Source organism: Candidatus Paceibacterota bacterium, assembly GCA_028714635.1.
Taxonomy (GTDB): Bacteria; Patescibacteriota; Minisyncoccia; order Phycocordibacterales; family JAQTLZ01; genus JAQTLZ01.
Map to the genome: position 1 here is coordinate 68072 of JAQTLZ010000004.1, position 22526 is coordinate 90597.

The 22526-nt window shown below is 43.4% G+C and carries 24 protein-coding genes and 1 tRNA gene; 6 read left to right on the plus strand and 19 right to left on the minus strand.

Features of this window, described 5'->3' with window-relative positions:
* Position 1 precedes the first annotated feature (1 nt).
* From PHS53_03595 to PHS53_03615, 5 genes are all read right to left on the minus strand, one after another.
* Positions 2-385, minus strand: coding sequence for a F0F1 ATP synthase subunit delta (locus PHS53_03595; protein MDD5357201.1), 384 nt, complete (start codon positions 383-385; stop codon positions 2-4).
* A gap of 88 nt (positions 386-473) precedes the next feature.
* Positions 474-989 carry a F0F1 ATP synthase subunit B gene (gene atpF / locus PHS53_03600; protein ID MDD5357202.1) on the minus strand — a complete coding sequence of 172 codons (516 nt, stop codon included), beginning with the start codon at positions 987-989 and terminating at the stop codon, positions 474-476.
* A 21-nt stretch (positions 990-1010) separates the two neighbouring features.
* Positions 1011-1238 carry an ATP synthase F0 subunit C gene (gene atpE / locus PHS53_03605; GenBank protein MDD5357203.1) on the minus strand — a complete coding sequence of 76 codons (228 nt, stop codon included), beginning with the start codon at positions 1236-1238 and terminating at the stop codon, positions 1011-1013.
* A 122-nt stretch (positions 1239-1360) separates the two neighbouring features.
* A complete protein-coding gene (gene atpB / locus PHS53_03610; protein MDD5357204.1) occupies positions 1361-2104 on the minus strand; it encodes a F0F1 ATP synthase subunit A in 744 nt (247 codons plus the stop codon).
* Positions 2105-2135: 31 nt separating this feature from the next.
* A complete protein-coding gene (locus PHS53_03615) occupies positions 2136-2990 on the minus strand; it encodes a hypothetical protein (protein ID MDD5357205.1) in 855 nt (284 codons plus the stop codon).
* A 104-nt stretch (positions 2991-3094) separates the two neighbouring features.
* On the opposite strand from PHS53_03615, the gene PHS53_03620 reads away from it, so the two are divergent.
* Both PHS53_03620 and PHS53_03625 read left to right on the plus strand, forming a co-directional pair.
* A complete protein-coding gene (locus PHS53_03620; protein ID MDD5357206.1) occupies positions 3095-3388 on the plus strand; it encodes a hypothetical protein in 294 nt (97 codons plus the stop codon).
* Positions 3389-3462: 74 nt separating this feature from the next.
* A tRNA-Ala gene (locus PHS53_03625) sits at positions 3463-3535 on the plus strand.
* Positions 3536-3583: 48 nt separating this feature from the next.
* Here PHS53_03625 and PHS53_03630 read toward each other — a convergent pair.
* Both PHS53_03630 and PHS53_03635 read right to left on the minus strand, forming a co-directional pair.
* Positions 3584-4552, minus strand: coding sequence for an ATP-grasp domain-containing protein (locus tag PHS53_03630; GenBank protein ID MDD5357207.1), 969 nt, complete (start codon positions 4550-4552; stop codon positions 3584-3586).
* Positions 4553-4585: 33 nt separating this feature from the next.
* The gene (locus PHS53_03635; protein MDD5357208.1) at positions 4586-5797 is read right to left on the minus strand and encodes a GIY-YIG nuclease family protein; all 1212 of its coding nucleotides are present in this window, start codon (positions 5795-5797) and stop codon (positions 4586-4588) included.
* A 94-nt stretch (positions 5798-5891) separates the two neighbouring features.
* Between PHS53_03635 and PHS53_03640 the strand changes: the two genes are divergently transcribed.
* Positions 5892-6623, plus strand: coding sequence for a hypothetical protein (locus PHS53_03640; GenBank protein MDD5357209.1), 732 nt, complete (start codon positions 5892-5894; stop codon positions 6621-6623).
* 51 nt (positions 6624-6674) lie between these two features.
* On the opposite strand, the gene uvrA is transcribed toward PHS53_03640, so the two are convergent.
* From uvrA to uvrB, 3 genes are all read right to left on the minus strand, one after another.
* A complete protein-coding gene (gene uvrA / locus PHS53_03645) occupies positions 6675-9269 on the minus strand; it encodes an excinuclease ABC subunit UvrA (protein ID MDD5357210.1) in 2595 nt (864 codons plus the stop codon).
* Positions 9270-9687: 418 nt separating this feature from the next.
* A complete protein-coding gene (locus PHS53_03650) occupies positions 9688-10404 on the minus strand; it encodes a HAMP domain-containing sensor histidine kinase (GenBank protein MDD5357211.1) in 717 nt (238 codons plus the stop codon).
* Between the two features lie 15 nt (positions 10405-10419).
* Positions 10420-12453, minus strand: coding sequence for an excinuclease ABC subunit UvrB (uvrB, locus tag PHS53_03655; GenBank protein ID MDD5357212.1), 2034 nt, complete (start codon positions 12451-12453; stop codon positions 10420-10422).
* A gap of 173 nt (positions 12454-12626) precedes the next feature.
* Here uvrB and PHS53_03660 point away from each other — a divergent pair, with 173 nt between their 5' ends.
* Complete coding sequence (locus PHS53_03660) at positions 12627-12773, plus strand: hypothetical protein (protein MDD5357213.1); 147 nt, start codon at positions 12627-12629, stop codon at positions 12771-12773.
* Positions 12774-12991: 218 nt separating this feature from the next.
* Here PHS53_03660 and PHS53_03665 read toward each other — a convergent pair whose 3' ends face one another.
* The 3 genes from PHS53_03665 to PHS53_03675 form a co-directional block, all read right to left on the minus strand.
* Complete coding sequence (locus PHS53_03665; GenBank protein ID MDD5357214.1) at positions 12992-14089, minus strand: hypothetical protein; 1098 nt, start codon at positions 14087-14089, stop codon at positions 12992-12994.
* A 363-nt stretch (positions 14090-14452) separates the two neighbouring features.
* Positions 14453-15667: a tRNA guanosine(34) transglycosylase Tgt gene (gene tgt / locus PHS53_03670; protein MDD5357215.1), complete on the minus strand. Its 1215-nt coding sequence runs from the start codon at positions 15665-15667 to the stop codon at positions 14453-14455.
* 69 nt (positions 15668-15736) lie between these two features.
* A complete protein-coding gene (locus PHS53_03675) occupies positions 15737-15898 on the minus strand; it encodes a hypothetical protein (protein ID MDD5357216.1) in 162 nt (53 codons plus the stop codon).
* Positions 15899-16067: 169 nt separating this feature from the next.
* Here PHS53_03675 and PHS53_03680 point away from each other — a divergent pair, with 169 nt between their 5' ends.
* Positions 16068-16805, plus strand: coding sequence for a pseudouridine synthase (locus PHS53_03680; GenBank protein MDD5357217.1), 738 nt, complete (start codon positions 16068-16070; stop codon positions 16803-16805).
* Between the two features lie 21 nt (positions 16806-16826).
* Complete coding sequence (locus PHS53_03685; protein MDD5357218.1) at positions 16827-17522, plus strand: TIGR00730 family Rossman fold protein; 696 nt, start codon at positions 16827-16829, stop codon at positions 17520-17522.
* 344 nt (positions 17523-17866) lie between these two features.
* Here the strand turns inward: PHS53_03685 and PHS53_03690 are convergent, their stop codons facing one another.
* The 6 genes from PHS53_03690 to PHS53_03715 all read right to left on the minus strand — a co-directional run bounded on the left by PHS53_03690 (position 17867) and on the right by PHS53_03715 (position 22517).
* Complete coding sequence (locus PHS53_03690) at positions 17867-18250, minus strand: DoxX family protein (protein MDD5357219.1); 384 nt, start codon at positions 18248-18250, stop codon at positions 17867-17869.
* A gap of 60 nt (positions 18251-18310) precedes the next feature.
* Positions 18311-18955 (minus strand): hypothetical protein, encoded by a 645-nt coding sequence (locus PHS53_03695; GenBank protein MDD5357220.1) that lies wholly within the window; start codon positions 18953-18955, stop codon positions 18311-18313.
* 1 nt (position 18956) lies between these two features.
* A complete protein-coding gene (locus tag PHS53_03700; GenBank protein ID MDD5357221.1) occupies positions 18957-19835 on the minus strand; it encodes an EamA family transporter in 879 nt (292 codons plus the stop codon).
* A gap of 71 nt (positions 19836-19906) precedes the next feature.
* Positions 19907-21196 (minus strand): hypothetical protein, encoded by a 1290-nt coding sequence (locus tag PHS53_03705; protein ID MDD5357222.1) that lies wholly within the window; start codon positions 21194-21196, stop codon positions 19907-19909.
* Between the two features lie 4 nt (positions 21197-21200).
* Positions 21201-21782, minus strand: coding sequence for a sigma-70 family RNA polymerase sigma factor (locus PHS53_03710; GenBank protein ID MDD5357223.1), 582 nt, complete (start codon positions 21780-21782; stop codon positions 21201-21203).
* Positions 21783-21824: 42 nt separating this feature from the next.
* Complete coding sequence (locus tag PHS53_03715) at positions 21825-22517, minus strand: HAD-IB family hydrolase (protein ID MDD5357224.1); 693 nt, start codon at positions 22515-22517, stop codon at positions 21825-21827.
* Between the last annotated feature and the right edge of the window lie 9 nt (positions 22518-22526).

Below are 22526 nucleotides of genomic sequence, written 5' to 3' on the forward strand. Positions count from 1 at the left end.
ATTATGCGTTTATAAAAAGATTGTTAATGTGTTTGAGCGCGCTTGAATCGATAAAGACGGAATTATTTAAAAGTATTCGGATTCCAGCGATAAGTCTTGGATTTACTTTTTCTTCGAGGAGTACTTTGTCTTTAAATATTCCTTCAATTTCTTTTCTTGTTTTTGCGGTCAAGGGATACGCTGATTCAACTTCTACTTTTGTCAGACCGTTCTTTTCGACAAATATTTTCTCGAAATGTTTGAGAATAAGCGGCAATCGAATCCAGTCTTTGTTTTTCTTTACCGTCTGAACAAAATGCTGGATAAGTTTTTTTTCTTCTCCTTTTTTCGCTCCTTCCAGTGTCTCGTAGAGCGCTTCAGCATATTGTTTCGGCTTGTATTTCATCCCGTTAGAAGCTAGCTTCGATTATCTGATAATGGTTCGATTTGGGCATGGTTTGTAAATATTGATTGCTTCTAACGGGATTCATAGGTTATTTATGGGTTGAAGCAGACTTCATCTCTTTCAATGCTTCCGCGATAAGTGCATTATCACGCTCATTGAAATCCATCTTTCCGATGACTTTTTCAAGCCCCATTCGGACGAACATGCTCGCCTCTTTCCCCACTTCTTCGGCCATTCGTCCTCTTTCCTGCTCGATTGATTTGTGAGCGCTTTCCACCATTCCCTCGCTCTTTTTCTTCGAGTCTTCCATAATAGCTTCACCGCGCACTTTTGCAGTTGTCTCCGCAGCTTGCACCATTGAAAGCGCTTTTTTGTCAGCGGCGAGAATCCTTTCTTCCTCGATTATTTTTGTCTTGCTCAATCTCTCTTTCGATTCTTCGCTTGCTCGAAGTCCTTCCTCGATATCATCGGAGCGCTTTTTGAGCATCCCAAGGATCGGCTTGTAAGCAAATTTACCGAGAACAAAAGCGAGAATGGCAAAATTCACTACTTGTGCGAGTAGCAATTTCCAATCCACCCCCAGATGATTAAGAAGGTCACTCATGGCAGTATCTAACCTCCTTTACTAGACGAACTTGATTATGAGTGCAACCACCAACGCGTAAATAGCGATAGCTTCAGCGAAAGCGATAGAAAGCACCATAGCTGTCTGAATTTTTGATGCTGCTTCTGGGTTTCGGCCGATAGATTCAAGGCCTTTTGATCCGATTTTTCCGATAGCAAGTGCTGGGAAAAGGGTTCCTCCGATAATAGTTGCTGCAACTGCGATCAACTTAATTGTGTCTATGTCCATTTTTATGTTTTTTAATGGCTAATAATAATGACTAAAATAAAGAAAACAAAAAAAGAAGCGCCCCCAGTATATCTCATGACTTGAAGAAAGTAAACGTACTTTACTCACGCGCTTCGTGGGGTCTAATGAGCCTCGTGTTCGACCGCAATGCTCAAAAATACAAGCGTTAGCATCGAAAACACCAGCGCTTGTATGAAGCCCACGAAGATTTCGAGCATGAGAAACGGAATGGGAGCGAGAAACGGCGCAAGCGCGCCCATAATGATGAGAAGCACCTCTCCAGCGAAGACGTTTCCGAAGAGTCGGAACGAAAAAGAGATGACCTTTGCAAATTCACCGAGAATTTCGAGAATTCCGACGAAAAATTCTATTGGACCCTTGAAATTGAAAAATTTACCGAAATGAATTTTTGCGCCGAGCTCTCGGATGGCATAAATATTTACCATTACTACGGAAATGAGAGCAATTGCGAGAGTGAAGTTAAGATCAGCAGCTGCGGAGCGAGTTAATGGTACGAATTTTGTGACCCCCTCGCTGACCTCATTAAATCCAACAGAACCAACCCCTGGGAAAATCCCCAGCCAGTTTGAAATGAGAACGAAGGTGAAAATGGTGGCAATAAGCGGGAAAAATTTCTCCGCTTTTTTTCGAGAATGAAGCACTCCCTGCATCATTCCTACGAGCTCCTCTACCCCGCTTTCGACGATATTTTGAAACATTTTCGGCACTTTGCGGATGTTTCTCGAGAGAATATAGGAAGCAACAACAAGCAAAATAACCACGATCCAGCTTGTAAGAAGGCCGTTTGTGATGGGCAAGCCCATAAATGAAAAAAGCTTTTCAGCTGCAATTTCTATATTCAACATGGCTCATATCATACGGATTTAGCGGAATTTATCAAATTGTCTCTCCAAGGAATCTTTGCCAAACCCCATCATTACTTTCGCACTTTCCCAAAGCGTCATGATATTTCGATTGTGAACGGTAACTTTGTTTGTTTATCTCTTTCATAAATTTTCGACTGAAGAATTTCCTCATTATATTTAGAGCGAATGCATCAGCATAACGTTCATCATTTATAATCGAAGCTCTTTCGATTGCTTTCAATGGTTTTTCTTCGACCATTTTTCCTCTCACGGTATCTGCCCTGTCTTGAGCATCCATTGTCATATCTCTGTCTCTCTTAGCGTGTCCCATCTCGTGCAGGAGGTAGCTTATCCCCCGCTTTGAAATGGGGCTACTTCCAACCATAATAATATGAGTTCCCCCGTTGAAAAATCCTCCAAGCTCTTTCGATTCTCCGATTTTTGTTTTTCCTCGCATCTTCGTATCTGGCATAGCTCCCGTGTATACATATACTGAAACTTCTTCGCAGATATCCTTGAGATTTACAATCTCTCCTTTAGAATTTTGAAATGTTAGATTTGTTATTCGGCGATAGTTGGGAAGATCGGGGATACTTTCCAACCCGCCATCCGGGTCGGAGGAATCTGAAAAATGATTCAGGATATTTTCATCAAGTATCGAATTGTATTCGATTATGCATTTTGAGGGTGCACTCCCTTCTTCACTTGGGAGATCAAATGTAACAGTTCCCTTCAGCTTTTCCCACGAGACATCGGCAAAATGAGCCTTTAAATCCTCGATTTCAGGGTCGACACCCCCCTTCTTCTCCGGCGGATACTCTGTGTCGGCACGTTTTTTAGTCCGTTCCAGATATTTTTCCGGATTATGTTCAAAGGCTTCTTTCATGTCGAGATTACTGTAACATTTCTCCCTGCTTTATTAAAGGGGGAATTGCGGGTTTTTTCTAGAAGAGTCATACTAGAAGTGATTATTTCTTAATTCAAATCACCATGGCATCAAAATCAGAAGAATTGAAACGAAAAGCTAGGGAAGCAGAAGATCAGCTCAGATTTACTAATGACAAAATCAGACTACTAGCCGGAGAAACAGAGACCCTGGGCAGAAGAAATAAGCAGGAAAAATTTGATCTTGAAATGAAAGAGCAGAAATTAAAGCGAGAAATGAATGAGATGAAGGAGTTGAAATTCAGAAAGACAAAATTTGAAGATGAATTGAATCAAGCTCGGCGGGGAGCGGAGGACGCACAGAGGCAGGAAGAGCGGGAGAAAAATTCTCGACGCTAATCTTAAGACAGAATTCCCTTCTTTTGTTATTGTCACAAAACATAAATTCGTGTAGAATCTATCGCGTTCTTAGAGGGCCCATAGCTCAGCTGGTAGAGCAGTGCTTTTGCAAAGCAAAGGTCAGCGGTTCGAATCCGCTTGGGTCCACCGAACAGAAAAAAACCTCCATTATTGGAGGTTTTTTTCTGTATTTGTTTAGTTTTTACGAGCCAGTTCAATCAAGTGCTCTATCAAATCTGACATTTTAGCTCCCACAACAGAAAGCGAATGAGCTATGGAAGTGTTTTCAGAAAAACCTTGAAGAGGATCTATTTCAAGCAGATAAACGCCCCGTCTTGGATGGACAACAAAGTCGGTTTTTGAAATGTGCCGAATGCCTAAAATCTGATGAGCCTGGGCGGAGACTTTCTCCATTTTTTCTTTTTCTTTTTTAGTAAAATTGCCCGGACTTGCTCTTTCTAGAATTTCTTCAGCACGCATTTCGCTGTTAATAAATTCGATTCCTTTTGATTTTCTCACTTCTATCGGAAAGAAAGAGTAATATTTCTTACCACGAAAATTTTCGACAACAATGCATTTTGCGTCCTTTCCCTTTATATATTCTTCGATAAGTGCGATCGGTGAATGCAGAAAAACATACCGTAGGGATTCTTTCAGTTCCTGCAAGGTTTTTGCGAGCGATACTCCGCGGGAAAGCGAATCCGAAACGGGCTTCACCACTGCGGGCATTGGAAACGACCTGAAAATTTCCATTATCCGATTCTCGTTGTATTCATCTTTGTGCATCACAATCGAGTGAGGGGTTTTTATGCCATGTTTTTCGAGAATTCTTTTTGTCAGAGCTTTATTTCTCGATAAAACGGAAGAGAGAGGATCTCCACCAGTGTAAGGAATATTATGAGATTCAAAAATATGCTCTACTTGCGCGTTTTCTGAATAATTGCCGACTATAAGAGCATTAAAGATTACGTCTATTCTCGGAAAAAGTTTTTCCGGAATGATCGGCAGTCCCTGGAAATGCCATGTTCCATCTTTCGTTATGAGAATGTCATAGCCGACATACTTTTCCGGTAGATTTTTAAGAACATTCGCTCCGCTTTTGAGAGATTTTTCATATTCGCGGGAAGTTCCTCCGCGCAAAACTCCGACACGGATCTTTGACATAGAAAAATTATACCACAGAGAACATAGCCTAGATTAGAACAGTTTTCCCCTGACTCTTTTATGATACGAAATTGCGAATCGGTGCGCTTCGCTGTTTGCTAAGAGAATTTCTTTCTTATATTTTCGAGCAAGTAATTCGTCTCCCAGGAAATGATCGGGCTTGTGGCGGTCGTCTTTTACTACGTTTATGATTGGAGTTTTCAGTCCAAAATTTTCTAGCACTTTTTCTGCCAAATTTCTTTGTGCAATTCCCCCGTCTATTACTATCAAATTTGCAGTTGGCCATTCAGAGTGTTTCAGTCTGCGTTCAAGTACTTCTCGAAGCGCTCCCGTGTCGCTTCCCGCTTTGGCAGTGCGGATTTTAAACATCCGATAATCGGCCTTTTTTACTTCCCCATCTTCCACAACAGTCATTACGCCAACGGTTGAAGTTCCGCTTATATGAGCAACGTCATAAGCTTCGATTCTCATGTATCCCTTATTCGCGCGAATTAGGGATATATCAGATTTGAGGAGAGCGACGTCTTGGATATGGCCGAGCGCGAAAATTTGTTTTTTGATCTTGTCTGCTTTTTCAAATTCTCTATTCTTGGCGAGGGTTTTCATCTCTTTCTCAAGAGATCTTACAAGAGTAGATTTTTTCCCCTCAAAAAAGAGTTTCAAGTGTGTGATTTGCCGAGCATACTCAACTTTTCCCATTCGTCCATCGCATACGCCCGGGCAAAGGCCGATTTGGGCGTTGAAACACAATTTTCCTTGAAGTGGAGTACAAGTGTCCCGATATGGGAAAATTTTCCGAATAATTTTGAGTGCAATTTTTAACTGTCCGCCATTTGGAAAGGGGCCGAAAATATCTTTCACTTTATAATCCAGAGAATCTAGATTTTTACCGCGAACCAAAAGAATACGAGGAAAATCTTCTTTTGTGAAAACGACATAGTTGTAGCTTTTATCATCTTTTTCATCCGTATTGTATTTTGGCTGATGCTTCTTTATAAGAGCAGCTTCAAGAATGAGGGCTTCAAGAACCGAATCAGTAATCTGAAAATCAATTGAATCGGCTTTTTCAACCATTTTGGTGATAAGCGGGCTCCGAGCTTCCCCAAGCCGTGCTGAAAAATAGCTCTTTACTCGGTCGTGAAGAGATGTGGCTTTGCCGATATAAAGAATCTCTTTTTCATATCGAAAAAAGTATACTCCGGGCAAGTCTGGCAGATTTTTTAATGATTCTTGACTAATTGACATAATAGTGTTTTGAATGATACAGTAAGGGCCGTTACTTTGGCAAGGAAACCGAAAAGAAAAGGAGAATTCAGAGATGACAAAAAAAGTGCTGATCGTGGAGGACAGCGAAGGAATCCAGGATCTTTGCTGGCAAGCGTTGGTAAAGGGTGTGGGATTTCCCCAAGAAGACATCCTTCAGGCCTACACCATCGGAGAGGCCAAGGGTTTGTTCAAGACAAACAGCGCCGATATCGCCATCATTTTCTTTGATGGAAAGCTTGGCGAGAAGACATCCATTAAGCTGGTGAAGGAGATTCGTCAGAAGTTCGACGGTGTGATGGTCGCAGCGTCGAGTGACATCAACGATGAACTCATCGCCGCTGGCTGTACCAAAACGTGGGCCAAGAATCCGATGGCAGACTTTGTCTCAATGGTCGTTGAGGCGACAGGGTGGGTCAAAAAGAAGAAGATTCTCGCCATAGAATCCTGCTCACCCGCAAGCAGGGAGGCAATGCTCCGAGCGTTTGAAGTCGAAGCAGAACGGATTGGCGTAGACCTCATCCTGCCCCAGAGACTGGGGAAGGAGTTTGACGCAGAGAATGTTGTTGCTGTAGTTCAAATGTCGCGGATCGACGGAGTCATTCTGAGCGGATTTACGATCATCGAGGACCAATGGCTCTTTGCTATCTTTACCCGGTTACAAGAGGAAAAGATTCCGGTGTTGGTTGTATCTGAAGACGGCCCGTGGATCAAGCGCATTGCGGAAGCTGGCTGTCCTGAAGATTTTCGCATGCACGACAAGAGCAAGGCTTTGGAAAGATTCAAGGCATTACTCACCACGCAATGAGTTTCTGAAGTTTGTTAGACGATATTGGGGTAAGCGCAAGCTTGCTCCTTTTTATTTCAAAGCTTTCTTCAAATATTTGCCTGTGTAAGACTTAGTATTATTGGCAACTTCTTCCGGAGTCCCCTTTGCCACCACTTTCCCTCCCCCATTTCCTCCTTCTGGACCGATATCAATAATATAGTCAGAACTTTTTATGACATCCATGTTGTGTTCGATCACGAGCACTGTGTTACCGTGCTTCACCAGCCTTTGCAAAATTTCAATTAGTTTTCGCACATCTTCGTAGTGAAGGCCGATTGTCGGCTCATCCAAAATGTAAAGTGTCTTTTGAAGATGAGGACGGTATAGCTCTGACGAAATTTTTACTCTTTGCGCTTCCCCGCCGGAAAGCGTTGTCGCTGATTGGCCAAGTCTTAAATATCCAAGACCCACCTCATCAAGTGTCTTCATTCGATCATAAATAGCTGGAATATCCTCGAAGAATTTGAGTCCTTCTTCTACTGTCATCTGAAGCACATCATAAATACTTTTCTTTTTGTATTTAATTTCGAGCGTTTCTTTCATGAATCGCTTTCCTTCACAGACTTCGCAAGGAACGTAGACTGTCGGCAAAAAATGCATTTCAACGGCAATCATTCCGTTTCCCTGGCAGTTTTCACAGCGTCCGCCTTTTACATTGAATGAAAATCGATTGGCTTTCCATCCGCGAGCGCGAGCTTCGGCTGAAGCTGCAAAAAGATCTCGGATGAATATCCACGAACCTGTGTAGGTTACAGGATTTGAACGAGGAGTTCGGCCGATCGGACTTTGGTCAATGAGAATCGTTCGTCCAATATATTCGCTTCCTGTGAATGAAGAGCAATTGTGAGTATCGTTTGAACGGAAATGGCGTTCAAGTCGGCATTGGAGATTTTTATGGATTATTTCGTACACGAGGGAGGATTTCCCAGAACCAGACACACCGGTCACGCTCACAAGTCTGCCAAGCGGAACATCGAGATCCATATTTTTAATATTGAAGATATTTCCGTTGCGGATTTTCAGCGCACCTTTTTCTTCAGTTCGTCTTTCTTCCGGCGGTTCTATTGCCGTTTCTCCGCGCAGATATGAAAGAGTAAGAGATTTCGAATCATTTTTCTTGGCCAGAAGAAGTTTTTCAAGATAATCGGCGACAACGATTTCTCCGCCGTGTACTCCTGCTCCCGGGCCAATGTCTACTATGTAATCCGATGCAAAAATCGTATCTTCGTCATGTTCTACAACGACAATAGTGTTTCCAATATCACGAAGGTGGAGCAGGGTTTTAATAAGTCGGTCATTATCTCTCGCATGAAGACCGATGGTCGGCTCATCAAGCACATAGAGCGCTCCCACAAGCCCGGAACCAAGTTGTGAAGCGAGGCGAATTCGCTGCGCTTCTCCACCCGAGAGCGTATGGGCGCGCCTATCGAGAGAGAGATAATCAATACCGACATCGATCATAAATTGGAGCCTACTTTCAATTTCTTTTATGATCACCTTCGAGATATTTTTTTCTGTGGCGGTGAGTTTGAGTTTCGAGAAAAAATCAAAACAATCCGCGATAGACATTCCAACCAGATTCACAATATTTACTTTTCCTTCGCCAAGAAATACATGAAGGGCTTCTTCCCGAAGCCGAGCGCCTTTGCACTTTGGACAGGGTTCTTCACCGAAAAAATGTTTTGTTCCAAGTCCGTTACATTCTGGACACGCTCCATATGGGGAATTGAAGGAGAAAAGGCGGGGCTCGATTTCTGGATATGAAAATCCATCATATGCGCACATGAATTTTGCAGAGATGAGATGCTCTTTTGTTTCTCCGCCTTCTCCGGGGTATTCGATTCGGAGAAGTCCGTCAGATTCGGCAAGTGCACGTTCAATCGCTTCACTAAGCCTTTCGTGAGCTCCACTTTTTGATTTTAGATCTTTGAGTTCTGTGACGAAAATTTCATCAACAACCACATCAATGTCGTGCTTTTGAGTTTTGGAAAGAATAATTTGTTCCCGCAACTTTTTATTTTTCCCATCCACTCGCACTTCTTTATATCCTTTCCCGAGAAGATCGTAGAGAAGTTGGTAATATTCACCTTTTCTTCCAACAACAAGGGGCGACAGAATTCGAATTTTAAGAGTATCGTATACGACTCCCATTACCTTTTTAGTTGTACCAGTTTCGATAGATTCGACAGTTTTGAGAATCGTTTCAAGAATTTCTTCGTTCGTATGCTTTTTAATAACTCTTCCGCAAATGAGACAGTGTGGTTTGCCTACACGAGCGTAAAGAATACGGAGGTAGTCGTAAATTTCTGTGATAGTAGCAACAGTTGAGCGAGGATTATTCGAGCGGGATTTTTGGTCGATTGAAATTGCAGGAGAAAGGCCGATGATCTCGTCCACATCCGGCTTTTGCATTTGGCGCAAGAATTGTCGAGCGTATGAAGAAAGAGATTCGACATATCGCCGCTGTCCTTCAGCAAAAATGGTATCGAACGCCAAAGACGACTTCCCGCTTCCGGAAAGCCCTGTGAAAACAACCATTTTATTGCGAGGCATCTCTACCGTCACATTTTTTAGGTTGTGGGTGCGGGCGCCCCTGATAACTAATTTATCTTGATTTTCCTTCATAAAAGACAGCAAAGACCTACGCGGTGACGCATAGGGTTATGTATGAATTGTTCTAGTCTACTATAATCTTAGAAAAAGAAAAAGCTCGAACCGAAGTCCGAGCTCCGTGGAAATCCTTTCGAACTTCTAAAAGAGTATGCTTCCAGGGCTCCAACTGAAGGAGCGATGATTTTTCTTGATCGTTTCCGGATGTGATCTCGGAGACGACTCGAAGTCTTGGGGTTGGGATGGTTCTACTTGGGGCATGATCTTTTCGCCCCTTCGTTCCATCTCTGCGAAAACCTCGACAATGTTACAGCGTTTTGAAAGGCCACCGCGAGCCTCTTTTCCTTGTAGCATTTGCGCTAATCTCCTTTCCCGTGTTGTACTTCCCCGAACAGGTATAGCAAAAAGAAACCTTGAGGTCAAAGTGGAAAAGTTAGGAAACTGTCTTATTTGTTGGAATAGTGAAGAAAAATGTGGTTCCTTTTCCCTCTTCGCTTTCAAACCATATTTTTCCTCCCTGTCCTTCGAGCACATTTTTGATGATGTAAAGCCCAAGTCCGATTCCATCCCTTCTCTGCTTAATTGCGTTTTTCGCGCGGAAAAATTCGCTGAAAATCTTCGGCTGTTCTTCTTTCGAAATTCCAATTCCTTGGTCAGAAACTGATACTGTAAATTCATCTTTACCCGGAACTAATTTCACGCTTATTTTCGTACCTGGTTTTGAATAAGTTACGGCGTTTTCTATGAGGTTTTGAAGTATGGTATGAATTTTATTTGGATCTACAACCAAGGGAGGAAGTGAAAGTCCTTCTGTCTCAAAAACTAAATCAATTCCATAGCGTTCTGCCAAAGGAAGGAAGCTTGTGACAATATTTGAGATGAGATCCACAACTTGGGTTTCCTCGTAGTTGTACTGAAATTTTCCAGACTTCAATGTATCTAAACTTAAAATATCATTCACAATTGCAATGGTGTTGTCGTTGTCCTCATAACATTTTTCCAGAACTTTCATTTGCTCGTCATTCAAAGGCCCAAGATCGCCTTTGAGTACTCCGGATAATGTCCATTTAATTCCTGCGAGAGGTGTGCGCAACTGGTGTACGAGAATAGTAGCAAAATCACCTTTTGCATCTTTTTTTTCTTCAGACATGGGAATATTCTAACACTAAGACTTTTTCTTAGCCATTGAGTTTTGCAACATCGCAATCTCGTCTCGAAGAAGTGCTGCGGTCTCAAAATCGAGTACTTTTACGGCAGCATTCATCTGTTTCTCTTTTTCTTTAATAAATTTTGCAGGATTCTTCTTAAAAAATTTATCATCAAGCTCGATCAAATTTTTGAGCGTTTTCGAGTGCTTGTTTTCCATTGTCTCGGTAATGTCATGAATTTTCTTCAGAATCGTTTTGGGAGTGATGCTGTGTTTCGTATTATAAGCGACTTGAAGAGCCCTGCGACGATTGGTCTCGCTTATCGCTCTTTCCATTGAACCGGTCATGTTGTCAGCATAAAGAATCACGTGGCCAAGCACGTTTCGGGCGGCACGGCCGATAGTTTGAATGAGCGAGGTTTCAGAGCGGAGAAATCCCTCCTTGTCAGCATCCAAAATTCCGATGAGCTCAACTTCCGGCAGATCAAGCCCTTCTCGCAGTAAGTTTACCCCGACTATGCAGTCAAATTTCCCTTTTCGAAATTCAGTTAGAATTCTAATGCGATCAAGCGTTTCGATGTCGCTATGCAGATATTCCGCTTTTACGCCGCGCTCTTTGAGATATTCGCTCAAATCTTCTGCCATTTTTTTGGTGAGCGTTGTCGCGATAACACGATTCCCTCTTTTAATCACCGCTTCGGCTTCCATTATGAAGTCCTTGATTTGACCTTGAAATTTTCCTTTTGAAATGATTGGACGGATAATTATTTCAGGATCAATAAGACCTGTTGGGCGAATGACCTGCTCAACTATCTGTTGGCTTTCTTTTTTTTCATATTCTCCCGGAGTGGCGGACGTATAAATTACTTGTCCAACTCTTTCTCGAAATTCTTCGGCCTTGAGTGGGCGATTATCTTTCGCGGAAGGAAGTCGGAAGCCGTGTTCGATCAAAGTTTTCTTTCGAGAAGCATCCCCAGCGTACATTCCTCCAATTTGGGGCACAGTTACGTGCGATTCATCTATAATAGTGAGAAAATCTGCTGAACCATCTGCTTTGTGCGGGAAATAGGAAAGCAAAGAGTCTGGCGGTTCACCTTCCATTTTCCCCGAGAAGTGTCGAGAATAGTTTTCAATTCCGTTGCAATAGCCAACTTCGCGGATGAGCGCCAGATCGTATCTTGTTCGTCGCTTGATTCTCTCTGCTTCCAAAAGCTTTCCTTCCTTATCGAATTTTTTGATTTGTTCTTTGAGCTCGGCTTCGATAGTTTGGAGGGCGCTTTTTACTCCTTCGGAAGTGCTGATGAAATGTTTTGCCGGAAAAAGGAAAAAATTGTCCACGTTTTCTAAAACTGAACGGCTGATTGCATCAATGACTTCAATCTCGTCGATGACACTTTCTTTGAAACTTAAACGGTAAATGAGTTTCTCATTGACCGGCATTATTTCAATCGCATTTCCAAGTGCCCTGAAAAGTCCGGGCTCAAGGTCAGCATTAGTGCGTTCAAAATGGAGATTTACCAGTTTTCGAATGAAATCTGCGCGTGAAATAACCTGATTCTTTTCAATTTTCAAATTCACCTTCTCATATTCAACCGGAGAACCCAAACCGTAAATACAAGAAACCGAAGCAACAATAATGACATCACTTCGCGTGAGAAGTGCCTGTGTCGATGCGTGGCGAAGTCGGTCAATTTCATCATTTATCATTGCCTCCTTTTCGATATATGTGTCGGTGGTTGGCAAATACGCTTCCGGCTGGTAGTAGTCGTAATACGAAACAAAATAATGCACAGCATTTTCTGGGAAAAATTCTTTGTATTCTTGAGCGAGCTGGGCAGCGAGCGTTTTGTTGTGAGCAATGACAAGCGTCGGTTTCTGAACTTTTTCGATGATGTTTGCGACAGTAAAAGTTTTCCCAGAACCGGTAACCCCAAGAAGTGTTTGGTGATTCATTCCTTCTTTGAGCCCCTTTACGAGTGCAGAAATAGCGAGTGGCTGGTCACCCGCAGGTTTGAATTCCGATTTCAACTTGAATTTCTTTTCTAACTTCATATCGAGAAACTATACTATTCTGATAGATAAAAACAAAGGGCATCTTGACGACGCCCTTGTAACACGAATATTGCTGCAAAGATATGAGTCGGTTCTGGCCCCGACAATCAGCATCCGATGAGATGACACAGGCGGGTCCACCAGCTCACTTTTTTCAGATGGCCGACATAGACATGCCTGACCTCGTTCGGGTGGCCATCGAACCGCACGTGGCAGTGACTGATATCGAATTGCGAATGATTAGTGATCCTTCCGGAGGTGCCGGCATCAACGACGAGCTTATAATTGTCGCCGTAAATTGGCGCTCCCGTAATCACTGACGTCCCAACTGGCAGATCTGCCACCGTAACTGTTCTCATGGCTTGTCCCTCTCCTAATCTGGTCTTCCCCCGTTTGTACTACGCCCAACGCCAAATTGCATCATACACAAATATCCAATTTTTCTCAATAATGAAAAGTAGCCACGGTCGTGAGACACGTGGCTACGGTTATTGTTTATCTGCTCGCCCAGTGCGAAGCAGATTTACTTCTGGTTTTGTTACGCGCCCGGCTTAAAGCTGAAGCTCTGCACTTGCACGGCTTTCTTCAAGTTGGCCTTCTTTTTGGGGTTGTGTACAAAGACGATCACCCCCGTGCTGCTGTCTATTGTACGGCCGGTAAATGTTGCTTCTAGGCCATACAATACAGGATCCTGCTCTGCAACGCCGGTGAGCGTTTTCTTCCCATTCAAACCGTCCACAACATAGTAGTGAACAATCAAATGGTCGGAGCTTGTAGTTGTCGGGTTCACTGTCGGCTTCACAACACCCTTACCGCCCGCGGAAATCGTAAACGGCGCCGAAAATGCTCGAAAGGTGCGGTCAGTCTTCTCAACGAAGATCTGATACACACCCGGCGGAACATCATACTCGATGTACCATTGCGTTTCCTCGGAGTCGGGGAAAAAGTTTTCGGCAATAGAGCCGACCCACTTCATCGAGGTGTCAATCCTTCGGACCATCACATTTGCCCTGACGAGTCCGTCAGAGCTATACCCAAACCTCAGGTAATCCCCCAAGGAGTACTCATACTGGAGCGGGTATACGCTGATTTGCGTATCAGTGATCGTGAAATAGCTTTCGCTTTGACCGCCGTAATACCCCTGCACGGTAACGCGATACACACCTGCATGTGTTCCGATTGGTATCGGCGCGTCTCCTTTTCCCGCGATAAACATTTCATCGGGGATAGTGATAAACAACCGGTGGCCGTAGCCGTATTCAGATTCCAGATACTCGAACCTGCGGAACGCTCCCGTGTCGATATTTTGAATCAACACGGAACTTCCATATTGCTGGAAATCACCGCCGTAGATGGTCAACTCCTCTCCCACAGCTATGATTTCCGGATCGAGAAATGAAATCGTCGGCGGCGAAATCAAATTGAAAACGCTGCCACGAATGTTCCCGACGAACGTTCCGTTACCCTTCCCATCGCTGAAAAGGGAAATTTGGATGAAGTACAGGCCGTCCGGCAGCTGTGCGCCGGTATCGGTTGTTCGTGGTTGGAAATCCACCCACGTGTACTCATCCTGTACTGGTGTCCCGAAACTAATCGTAGACACATACACATCCTGATAGCCCATCGGGCTCGGCATCAAGTACCAGAGGCTTGCCTGCAGGTTCGTGATGCCGAGATCCGGATTGATTCGCACAGTCACCGTGTAGTACTCACCGGTGACCAACGTCGAGCCGTTATCGGGCCATCTGACCTCAGCGTCAAGCCCAGCCGCGGGCATTGCTTGCGGTTCCTCCGCCACAGCGAATGTCATGGGCGCACAGCCCAGAAACATCGCGACCAAAAAACCAGAAAAGATTTTGAAGAACATTGTGTAGCCTCCTAAATTTGAAGCCTCCGCCACGAAATGAAAAAGCCGGATGATTCCAGCTTTAATTCATCTCCCTACCTACTAGGAGTATAGCACATCTGGGCATTAAAGTCAATAGTTTTTAGCCTTACTTTAGGCCATATTTGGGCGGAATCTTGCTAAGAATTCTTCTTTGAGTTCTTGAAAGTTGCCGTCGATAATCCCCTGTCGAGCTGTTTTTACCAGATTTACAAGAAAATAAATGTTATGAATTGAACCGAGCGTTCCCGCAAGCATTTCATCAGAGCGGAAAAGGTGCGAAATATAAGCGCGAGAATAATTCTGGCAAGTGTAGCATCCGCAATCTTTTTCGATTGGAGAAAAATCTTTTGTGAACCGAGCGTTCGTAATCCCCACTCTTCCGTCTTTTGTATAAATAGAACCATTGCGCGCGAGACGAGTCGGAAGCACGCAATCAAAAAGATCTACGCCATTTTCAACTCCTTCCCACAAGTCAGTTGGTTCACCGATTCCTAAAAGGTGTCTCGGCTTCTCTTCTGGTAAAATTTCATTCACCCATTTCACCGCAGTTCCCATATCTTCTTTGTTAAATGAACCTCCAATTCCAAATCCGTCAAAATCCATTCCACTGATTTGTTTTGCGGAAATTTTTCGCAAATCTTCGTATCTGCCCCCCTGAACTATTCCGAACAAAGCCTGCTTTTCGGAATGCGGTTGTGATTTGTGGTAATCGAGAGAGCGTTTTGCCCAGCGATGAGTCCTGTCCATTGCCTCTTTTTGATATTGAAGCGGAGCACTCGGAGATGTACATTCGTCAAAAGCAAAGATCATATCGGCGCCGATGTTGTGCTGAATTTCGATAGAGCGTTCTGGCGTAAAACGATGCATGCTTCCGTCGCGGTGCGATTTGAACGTTACCCCTTCTTCGTCGATGACTGCGAGTTGTGGTGAGATTTTATTCTCTTCTTGTTCATTCGTATCATCGTGAAGGTCTTCTGTTTTGGCGAATTTCGTAATACCTTTTTTATACGCAACGCCAAGTGAAAAAACCTGAAATCCTCCCGAGTCTGTCATGGTGGGTCCGTGCCAGTTCATGAATTTGTGAAGTCCGCCGGCGTCTTTCACCAGTTTGTCTCCGGGTTGAAGATAGAGGTGATAGGTATTGGCGAGTACAACTTCTGTCCCGCAAGCCCTCACTTGTTCCACGTTTACTGATTTTATGGTTGCATTTGTCCCCACCACTACATATGCGGGCGTTTCAATTTTCCCATGAGGCGTTTCCAAAATACCGGCTCGCCCCAGCTTTCCTTTGAGTTTCTTTTCAATTTTGAATTTTATGGCTCGCATAGTTTTTTGGTGGGGGGACATAAAAGGCCGTATTGATACGGCCTTTTCCTTATACAATAGAAAAATATTCTATTGTGGTAACTGTGCCGTATCGATTGCCGCCGGTGAAATTTCCGGCATGGCTGAATTTCCCTGGATGCTTTTAAGCACCTGAGGGAATATCATAAAAACTCCCACGATGACAAGAGCAACCACCACTCCAATCCACTCCTTTTTGCTTAATTTTTTCATGCGATAAAATGAAAAAGGATATTAATATAGTGTAATCATATACTCACAGACTATTTTACGCAATGCATGTTATAGTACCTTCCTATGAATCCCGTTAGAAGCAACCAATATTTACAAACCATGCATAAACTTAACATTTACCAGATAATCGAAGCTAGCTTCTAACGGGATGAAGAAATCACTGCCAAAAGAGCCTGAAATCGCCTATCCAATGCGGATTAATCGCTACTTGGCGCTCCAAGGACACTCAACTCGCCGTGGCGCCGATACTTTAGTTGAACAGAAAAAGGTGACCATAAATGGCAAAATTGCCGTACTTGGGGATAAGGTGAATAAGGATGATAAGGTGGAAATACAAAATGCGGGCAGAGAGAAAAACAATTACGTTTATCTCGCATACAACAAGGCTCCGGGGATTACGACCACAATGCCCCAGCCTGGCGAAAAAGCGATCGTTGATCTTGTAAAATTTCGCACCAAAGTGTTTCCTGTGGGCCGGCTTGATAAAGAATCTCGTGGGCTCATTATTCTCACAAATGACGGAAGAATTATTGAAAGGCTTTTGAGTCCCGATAAAGATCACGAAAAAGAATATCAAGTGGTGGTGAATAAGCCGATCACAGAACAATTTATTCAAAGGCTCGAAAAAGGCATCGCTCTTGAAGATTTCACGACTAAGCCTGCCGTCGTAGAAGAGTTAGACGAAAAAACTCTCACTATTACGATTACCGAAGGGAAACGACATCAAATCCGAAGAATGTGTACCGCATGCGGGTACGAAGTGAGAGACCTTCAGCGCATTCGTATCATGAATATTCGACTTTCGAATATAAAAGAGGGGCAATACCGGGAACTTAGCGGTAAAGAACTGACTTTGTTTCTCGAAAGTATTGGATTAAAAAAGTAATTCTTGATAAAATAAAATCCAATGGCAACCGATAACAACACCGAGGCTCTTGTTTCTTTCATAGACAAGATCAAACATCACGCACATGTCACAGCGAAAGACCGTGTGTCTGAAATTGATAACGAATTCTTGAGGGGCTTCGAATTCGTTGCTCAATATCCGAAAACTGTCACTATCTATGGAGGAACGAAGATTCAAGAAGGAACTGTCTATTACGAAAAGGCTCGGATTTTGGGAAAAAGAATTGTTGAAGAAACCAACTGCGCGGTTGTCACAGGTGGAGGCCCCGGGATTATGGAAGCGGCCAACAGGGGCGCAAAGGATGCAAATGGAGATTCGATAGGCATCACTATCCGGCTCCCCCACGAACAGGCAACAAATCAATACGTTACCGATAGTGTTGATTTTTATTATTTTTTTGTCCGACGATTTATTCTCTCCTTCACGGCTAAATGCTGTATCTTTTTTCCTGGGGGCTTCGGTACGCTCGATGAATTTTTTGAGATATTAACGCTTCGACAAACGCATAAAATTTCTCCAGTGCCGATTGTTCTTTTTGGCTCGGAATACTGGCAACCCCTTGAGAAACTTTTCCGTGCTACCCTTTTGGAAAAATACGGCACGATCCGAGCCGAAGATTTGCTCATTTATAGCATTACAGATGATGAAGACCAGATCATCGAAATAATAAAAAAAGCACACCTAAGAGGACAGTAAAGTCACTCGCCCACACCTTTTGGGAAACAGCTGCCACTGGTTCTCTGATTGCGGAATAGTCACTTTTCTACTTCGGAAAACGTGAAAACTCGCCCGCCTGTAAGGCGAGGCTCAGACAGTTCAATTTTCCGGAAAAGCTCGTGATTTTTGCCACACAAAAATCACGTCAGAAGATTTTTAGCCGAAGGCGCAAAAATTTCTGACGCTTGCGTTGCACATCTCCTTACAGGAGCGGTACACCTTTCGCTTTCTGAGTACAGAACGCTCAAGGTCTTGCGGTGCTCCGCACCTCGCCCAGTGAGTTTCCCAAAAGGTGTGGGGCTCGCTTGGGTGGTAAGGAATTCCTAGAAAGAAAGCGGCCAAGGAGTCGGAAACGAGAGAAGCATAAGTACTGCTCCGAGAAGAGCAATGTTTCTTAAGAAGTTGCTAACCTGTATTCTTCTCTGAAGGGGGTCAGTTTCCTTCCAAAATTGATGCATGATGAAAGTTACAGGAATAAGAAAGACGATAAGACAGACAAGCGACCAGACTGGAGAAATACCGAGAATAACTCCGGCTCCTCCCAAAAGGATGAGTATGCCCGTAGCATACACGGCAATTTTAGGGCTTGGCACATGACGATTTGATGCACGAGCGACTAAAACAGCTGATTGTGTAAAATGGCCGATTCCTTTGTAAAGAAAGTAGCCTCCAAACAACACTCGTCCCAAAAGAAATAGTAAATCCATACGCTCTAATAGTTAAGAAAGCCTTATAATAAGCTGTATCCTTCTATTTTAGTCCTCAAGTTAGCGCAAAGCAAGCAGTAAGTATTGGAACAAATATGCACCTAATATCGGTAAAAGAAGGTTATCGAGGCCGTTTATCGAGAAAAGTTCGACAAAAGTTAGGAAAAAGGCAATGAAAAGCCCGGCAATAATCGCTAAAAATGAAGTTGGAGCAAGAAAAGCGATGATAAGGATGACGGTTGTGACAAAAAAGGCACCGCTTCCCTCGATACTTTTTTGATGTCCCCAGATTTTTAATTTATGAGAGCCAAACTCTATTCCAACAATGCTCGCCAATGCGTCAGAAAACCCAAGGACTAAAACTCCAAATTGAGCCGAAAGTACGTGATTTGGAAGAAAGAAATAAGCCAAAAGTCCAAGAGAAAGCGGGAAATAAATTTCGCCCCACGTTTTGCGGGATACTCCATGGATACTTCCAAATAATCCGAGTGTTTTCGTGACAAAAACAATTCCAATAAATAAAACCGACAGAACAATAAGTTCCCGGCGGGTAAGAAGATACGGCAGAAAAAAGGCAAAGACACCCGAAAACATATGGGCGATCTTCCGTGTTATATCCGCTGAAAAATGAAAATGCTTCTTGCAAGCTTCTGAAACAAGAAGTATAAGAAGAAATCCGAGCGATGCGAGAATTATGTGCAGCATATCAGCCAGTCACAGTAAGCGAGAGCGATATTACTCCGAGAACTGCGAGAATGACGCCGAGCACTTGATGCCGATTAAGCGTTTCTTTATTCACAGAGACGCCGAGTAGCACTGCCATCACAATGTAGCTTTCGGCTATTGAGGTCGCGATACTGATTGGAATAAGGGTCATTGCAAACGCGTAGGCAAGCCAGGCGATGTTGTCAAAAAGGCTTTCTTCAAGAATGACTTTCGAGTGCCTTCTCATGTCGTTTGGCAAGCTTCTCCATTCCCCTTTTGCAAAAAGGTATACGAAGGTTGCAATGGTTAAGAAAAAATTGATGAACCAGATTGTCATAAGCGGAGAAATAAGCTGGCTCCCTACTCCAGTCAGGAAATTGGTAAGAGCCATCGCCAAAGTTCCAAGAATTGCGATGAAGACTCCTTTCTCCCAAATAATCCGATTATAACGAAAAGAACCTCGGACCATAACTGAAAGGATTATTCCGATGAAGATAGCGCCGATCAGAAGACTTTGGGTGAGACTTAAAATATCGTGCCCAGAGATAACGGCCAGGAAGACAGTAAAAGGAATTCCGAGACCGAACACAGGCTCGACAACGGCGATCTTCCCTCGTTTCAGGGCCTCAAAATCGAGTAAAGCAGCGAGAAAGACAGATGCTCCGAGAATGACAAGAAGGATGAGGCTTTGCGGGCTTAGAAAAATCTTTTGCACCTCAACCCAGACAAAAGGCAACTCCAAGACCATTCCGAAAAAACTTATGAAAAAAAGGGATTTCCAAATACCCACTATTCGGGTTGATTTCTGGATATAAAAATCGCCAACGCTCCAGAGAAGAAGTGTTGAGACTGACAAAAGAACTCCGAGGGAATTCTGCATGGATCTATTATACCCAGGCACTAACTTTTTGGAAAGTTAGTGCCTGGGTATACCCGTGTAAAAAAGGAGAGTTACTTTTTCACCAGAGGAAATACAAGCCGTAAGTCAGCTTTCATTTTTCGAAGAGAAAGCTTGTAGCCAGAAAATGCTTTCAGTATCGAATCTCTTCGTGTTTTCACGAGAGCGTCGAAGGTGGGAGCTGTTTTAGAGAGAGAAGTTTGATTTGTTTTAAGGCTGGCTTCTGCGGCATTCAGAGCTTTTATAAGATTTGATTGGGTCGTGTCTTTTGAAATGGAACTTGCGCAATCGGTCTGCGCCTTCTGAAATGCGCCCTGTACAGACGTTCCGAAGTTTTGGAGTGCGGTTAAGCTCGCGGTTTTCTTCGCGTCAGTCAAACTTGCTACCGCATCTCCAAAAACTTTAACAGCCCCATCTACGGCAACAAGGCGTGCTGCGCGAGCTTTTTCTACGGCCTGTTGGAAGTCAGAAATTGCTTGTTTTTGTTCGGTTGTTGAGGCGGCATCTGAAAATGAAAGCACTTGGGATGCGAAGGACGCTTCGGCAGCATCTCTCTTGTCTTTTAATTCTTGAGTTGTGCTCGCCAGTTTTTGCTCCTGTTTTTCCTGTTCAAGATTATATGCGGTTTCGAACTTTACCTGTTTCCCGCTAATTTGTGCATTCGCATCAGCGCTTGCGGCTGAAATTCGCTCACAAACTCCCTTATCTGTCTCATTCGCATCTATAATTGTGCCCGTATCCAAGAGAGCCGACGCAGAAACTGGAGTCATTGCCTCTACTGTTGCTGTCACACTGCTCAATTCATCCTCTGTTTCTTTATCCAAGTCATTGAAGATCTCATCGATAGTTACGGGATTTTCCATTGCGGATTTTGTGAGAAAAGCTTGCGTGGCTTCGGAAGAAGGAAGAATGGTGTTTGTAGTTGGGGTACTTCCGGGTTTAAGAATAAGAAAAAGAAAGAGGACAACGGCCACCGCACCAACAGGCAGAAAGATTTTTTTATTCAAGAAGGTGTCTTTTAATTTAGAAATGTCGAAAATAGGACGCTCTTTTATTTTTTTCTTCAAACCCTCGTCAGAAATCGGAGGAACCTCTGTGGCGGCAGCAATTTTCTCTGCGTGAGGTACGTGAGCCAAAATGGTGCGAAGGAGAAGTGGCGAGGGAGAAATACTTTTGCCCTCGTTTTCTACCCAAGCCAAACATTCAAGGATCTCTTCCAGTTCCTCTTTATTACCGTTTGGAACAAGCCGAGAGATGATCTCTTGGTTCACTTTGCCCGCCTCGTGCATTTCGAGGGCTTTCGCTATTAGATTTTCGTCAATTTCTTTTTTAGGAGCTGCCATAGAATTATTTTTTTTCTTCACCACTGCCGGAAAGCTCAAGAAGGATCACTCGCAGTGATTTGAGCCCCCTCGACTGAAGTTGTCGGACTGATTCTTCCGTTCTTTCCATATGTTTCGCGATCTCTTTATTCGGAATTTCGTTTAAAAATCTCATTGAAATAGCTTCCCGCTCATCTTGCTTTAACATATTCACCGCCTTGTACAAAAGAGCTTTTGTTTCTTGTTTTTCGTACGATTGCTCCGGATTATCAGCGGTATCTGGAACTACCAGCATAAGGTCTTCCTTTCCGAACGAAATCTTATTTCTATCTTTTCGCCAATGGTCAATGATGGTATTTCTCGCGACTGTAAAGAAATACGAAAGCGGAGATGCTCCTTTAGATTGAAACTGGCCGAGCGAACTATATACTTTTATAAAAACATCTTGGGTAAGCATCTCAACGAGCTTCTTGTCTTTTACCCGAAGATAGACATATCGATAGACTGGCGTAAAGAAAAGGCGGTACACTTCTTCAAAAGCATGCTTATCGCCTTTTTTCGCCTCCTCTAACAGCGTTCGGGTATTTTCATCATCGGTGCGTCTCATAGAATAACGTTAAAAATTTTAGTACGTGACAATTTCTTGTGTTTATATCTCGTATACGACATCCTTCCTTTCCACGACAACTCTCCATTTTGAGCGTTTTGCCTGCTTCCAAAGCATCGAATTTGGGTTAAAACATATTGGTTTAGCCACCATTTCCAAAAACGGAATATCGCTTTCAGTGTCTCCAACTCCGACAGAATTTTCGAGGGTCAGATTTTCTTTAAGTACCGCCCTGCGCACAATATTGGCCTTATTGCTTATGAGATGTTCGTCCGTTACCGCACCAGTCAATTTGTCCGAAGGCCCAGTCTCATAAATCCTGCCATACACTTTATCAAATCCGAGCGGAATACAAAACTTATCGAGAATTGTTTTCGGAGACTGTGAGATGGCGAGAAGGTAGTAACCTTTCTTTTTCAAATCTTTGATGAGGTCTCGGGTAAAGCGATAATTTTTGTCTTTGTGCCGGGCGATTACTTCTGTGCAAGCATCGTCAAATTCTTTATAAGAAACGCCTTTAATATTTGCGACAAAAACTTTTATGATAGCCTGAATGTAGGCTTCATAATCCCCTTTTCTCTCAAGCCAATGTAAACGCTCTCGTTCGTAATCTACCCGCACAGACTCCTGAAAAAGCCCCTTTTCTATCATTATTTCCACCAATTCGATAAGGAGGCTAGAGCGAAATATCGTTCCGTCTACATCAAAAATGGCGACTTTTCGGCCGGTGCTCATAAACCCATA

Excerpts from the sequence above, each read along its gene's own strand:
- PHS53_03595 (MDD5357201.1), bottom strand. The coding sequence starts at position 385 with ATGAAATACAAGCCGAAACAATATGCTGAAGCGCTCTACGAGACACTG.
- atpF (MDD5357202.1), bottom strand. The coding sequence starts at position 989 with ATGAGTGACCTTCTTAATCATCTGGGGGTGGATTGGAAATTGCTACTC.
- atpE (MDD5357203.1), bottom strand. The coding sequence starts at position 1,238 with ATGGACATAGACACAATTAAGTTGATCGCAGTTGCAGCAACTATTATC.
- atpB (MDD5357204.1), bottom strand. The coding sequence starts at position 2,104 with ATGTTGAATATAGAAATTGCAGCTGAAAAGCTTTTTTCATTTATGGGC.
- PHS53_03615 (MDD5357205.1), bottom strand. The coding sequence starts at position 2,990 with ATGAAAGAAGCCTTTGAACATAATCCGGAAAAATATCTGGAACGGACT.
- PHS53_03620 (MDD5357206.1), top strand. The coding sequence starts at position 3,095 with ATGGCATCAAAATCAGAAGAATTGAAACGAAAAGCTAGGGAAGCAGAA.
- PHS53_03630 (MDD5357207.1), bottom strand. The coding sequence starts at position 4,552 with ATGTCAAAGATCCGTGTCGGAGTTTTGCGCGGAGGAACTTCCCGCGAA.
- PHS53_03635 (MDD5357208.1), bottom strand. The coding sequence starts at position 5,797 with ATGTCAATTAGTCAAGAATCATTAAAAAATCTGCCAGACTTGCCCGGA.
- uvrA (MDD5357210.1), bottom strand. The coding sequence starts at position 9,269 with ATGAAGGAAAATCAAGATAAATTAGTTATCAGGGGCGCCCGCACCCAC.
- PHS53_03650 (MDD5357211.1), bottom strand. The coding sequence starts at position 10,404 with ATGTCTGAAGAAAAAAAAGATGCAAAAGGTGATTTTGCTACTATTCTC.
- uvrB (MDD5357212.1), bottom strand. The coding sequence starts at position 12,453 with ATGAAGTTAGAAAAGAAATTCAAGTTGAAATCGGAATTCAAACCTGCG.
- PHS53_03660 (MDD5357213.1), top strand. The coding sequence starts at position 12,627 with ATGCCTGACCTCGTTCGGGTGGCCATCGAACCGCACGTGGCAGTGACT.
- PHS53_03665 (MDD5357214.1), bottom strand. The coding sequence starts at position 14,089 with ATGCCGAGCCCGATGGGCTATCAGGATGTGTATGTGTCTACGATTAGT.
- tgt (MDD5357215.1), bottom strand. The coding sequence starts at position 15,667 with ATGCGAGCCATAAAATTCAAAATTGAAAAGAAACTCAAAGGAAAGCTG.
- PHS53_03675 (MDD5357216.1), bottom strand. The coding sequence starts at position 15,898 with ATGAAAAAATTAAGCAAAAAGGAGTGGATTGGAGTGGTGGTTGCTCTT.
- PHS53_03680 (MDD5357217.1), top strand. The coding sequence starts at position 16,068 with ATGAAGAAATCACTGCCAAAAGAGCCTGAAATCGCCTATCCAATGCGG.
- PHS53_03685 (MDD5357218.1), top strand. The coding sequence starts at position 16,827 with ATGGCAACCGATAACAACACCGAGGCTCTTGTTTCTTTCATAGACAAG.
- PHS53_03690 (MDD5357219.1), bottom strand. The coding sequence starts at position 18,250 with ATGGATTTACTATTTCTTTTGGGACGAGTGTTGTTTGGAGGCTACTTT.
- PHS53_03695 (MDD5357220.1), bottom strand. The coding sequence starts at position 18,955 with ATGCTGCACATAATTCTCGCATCGCTCGGATTTCTTCTTATACTTCTT.
- PHS53_03700 (MDD5357221.1), bottom strand. The coding sequence starts at position 19,835 with ATGCAGAATTCCCTCGGAGTTCTTTTGTCAGTCTCAACACTTCTTCTC.
- PHS53_03705 (MDD5357222.1), bottom strand. The coding sequence starts at position 21,196 with ATGGCAGCTCCTAAAAAAGAAATTGACGAAAATCTAATAGCGAAAGCC.
- PHS53_03710 (MDD5357223.1), bottom strand. The coding sequence starts at position 21,782 with ATGAGACGCACCGATGATGAAAATACCCGAACGCTGTTAGAGGAGGCG.
- PHS53_03715 (MDD5357224.1), bottom strand. The coding sequence starts at position 22,517 with ATGAGCACCGGCCGAAAAGTCGCCATTTTTGATGTAGACGGAACGATA.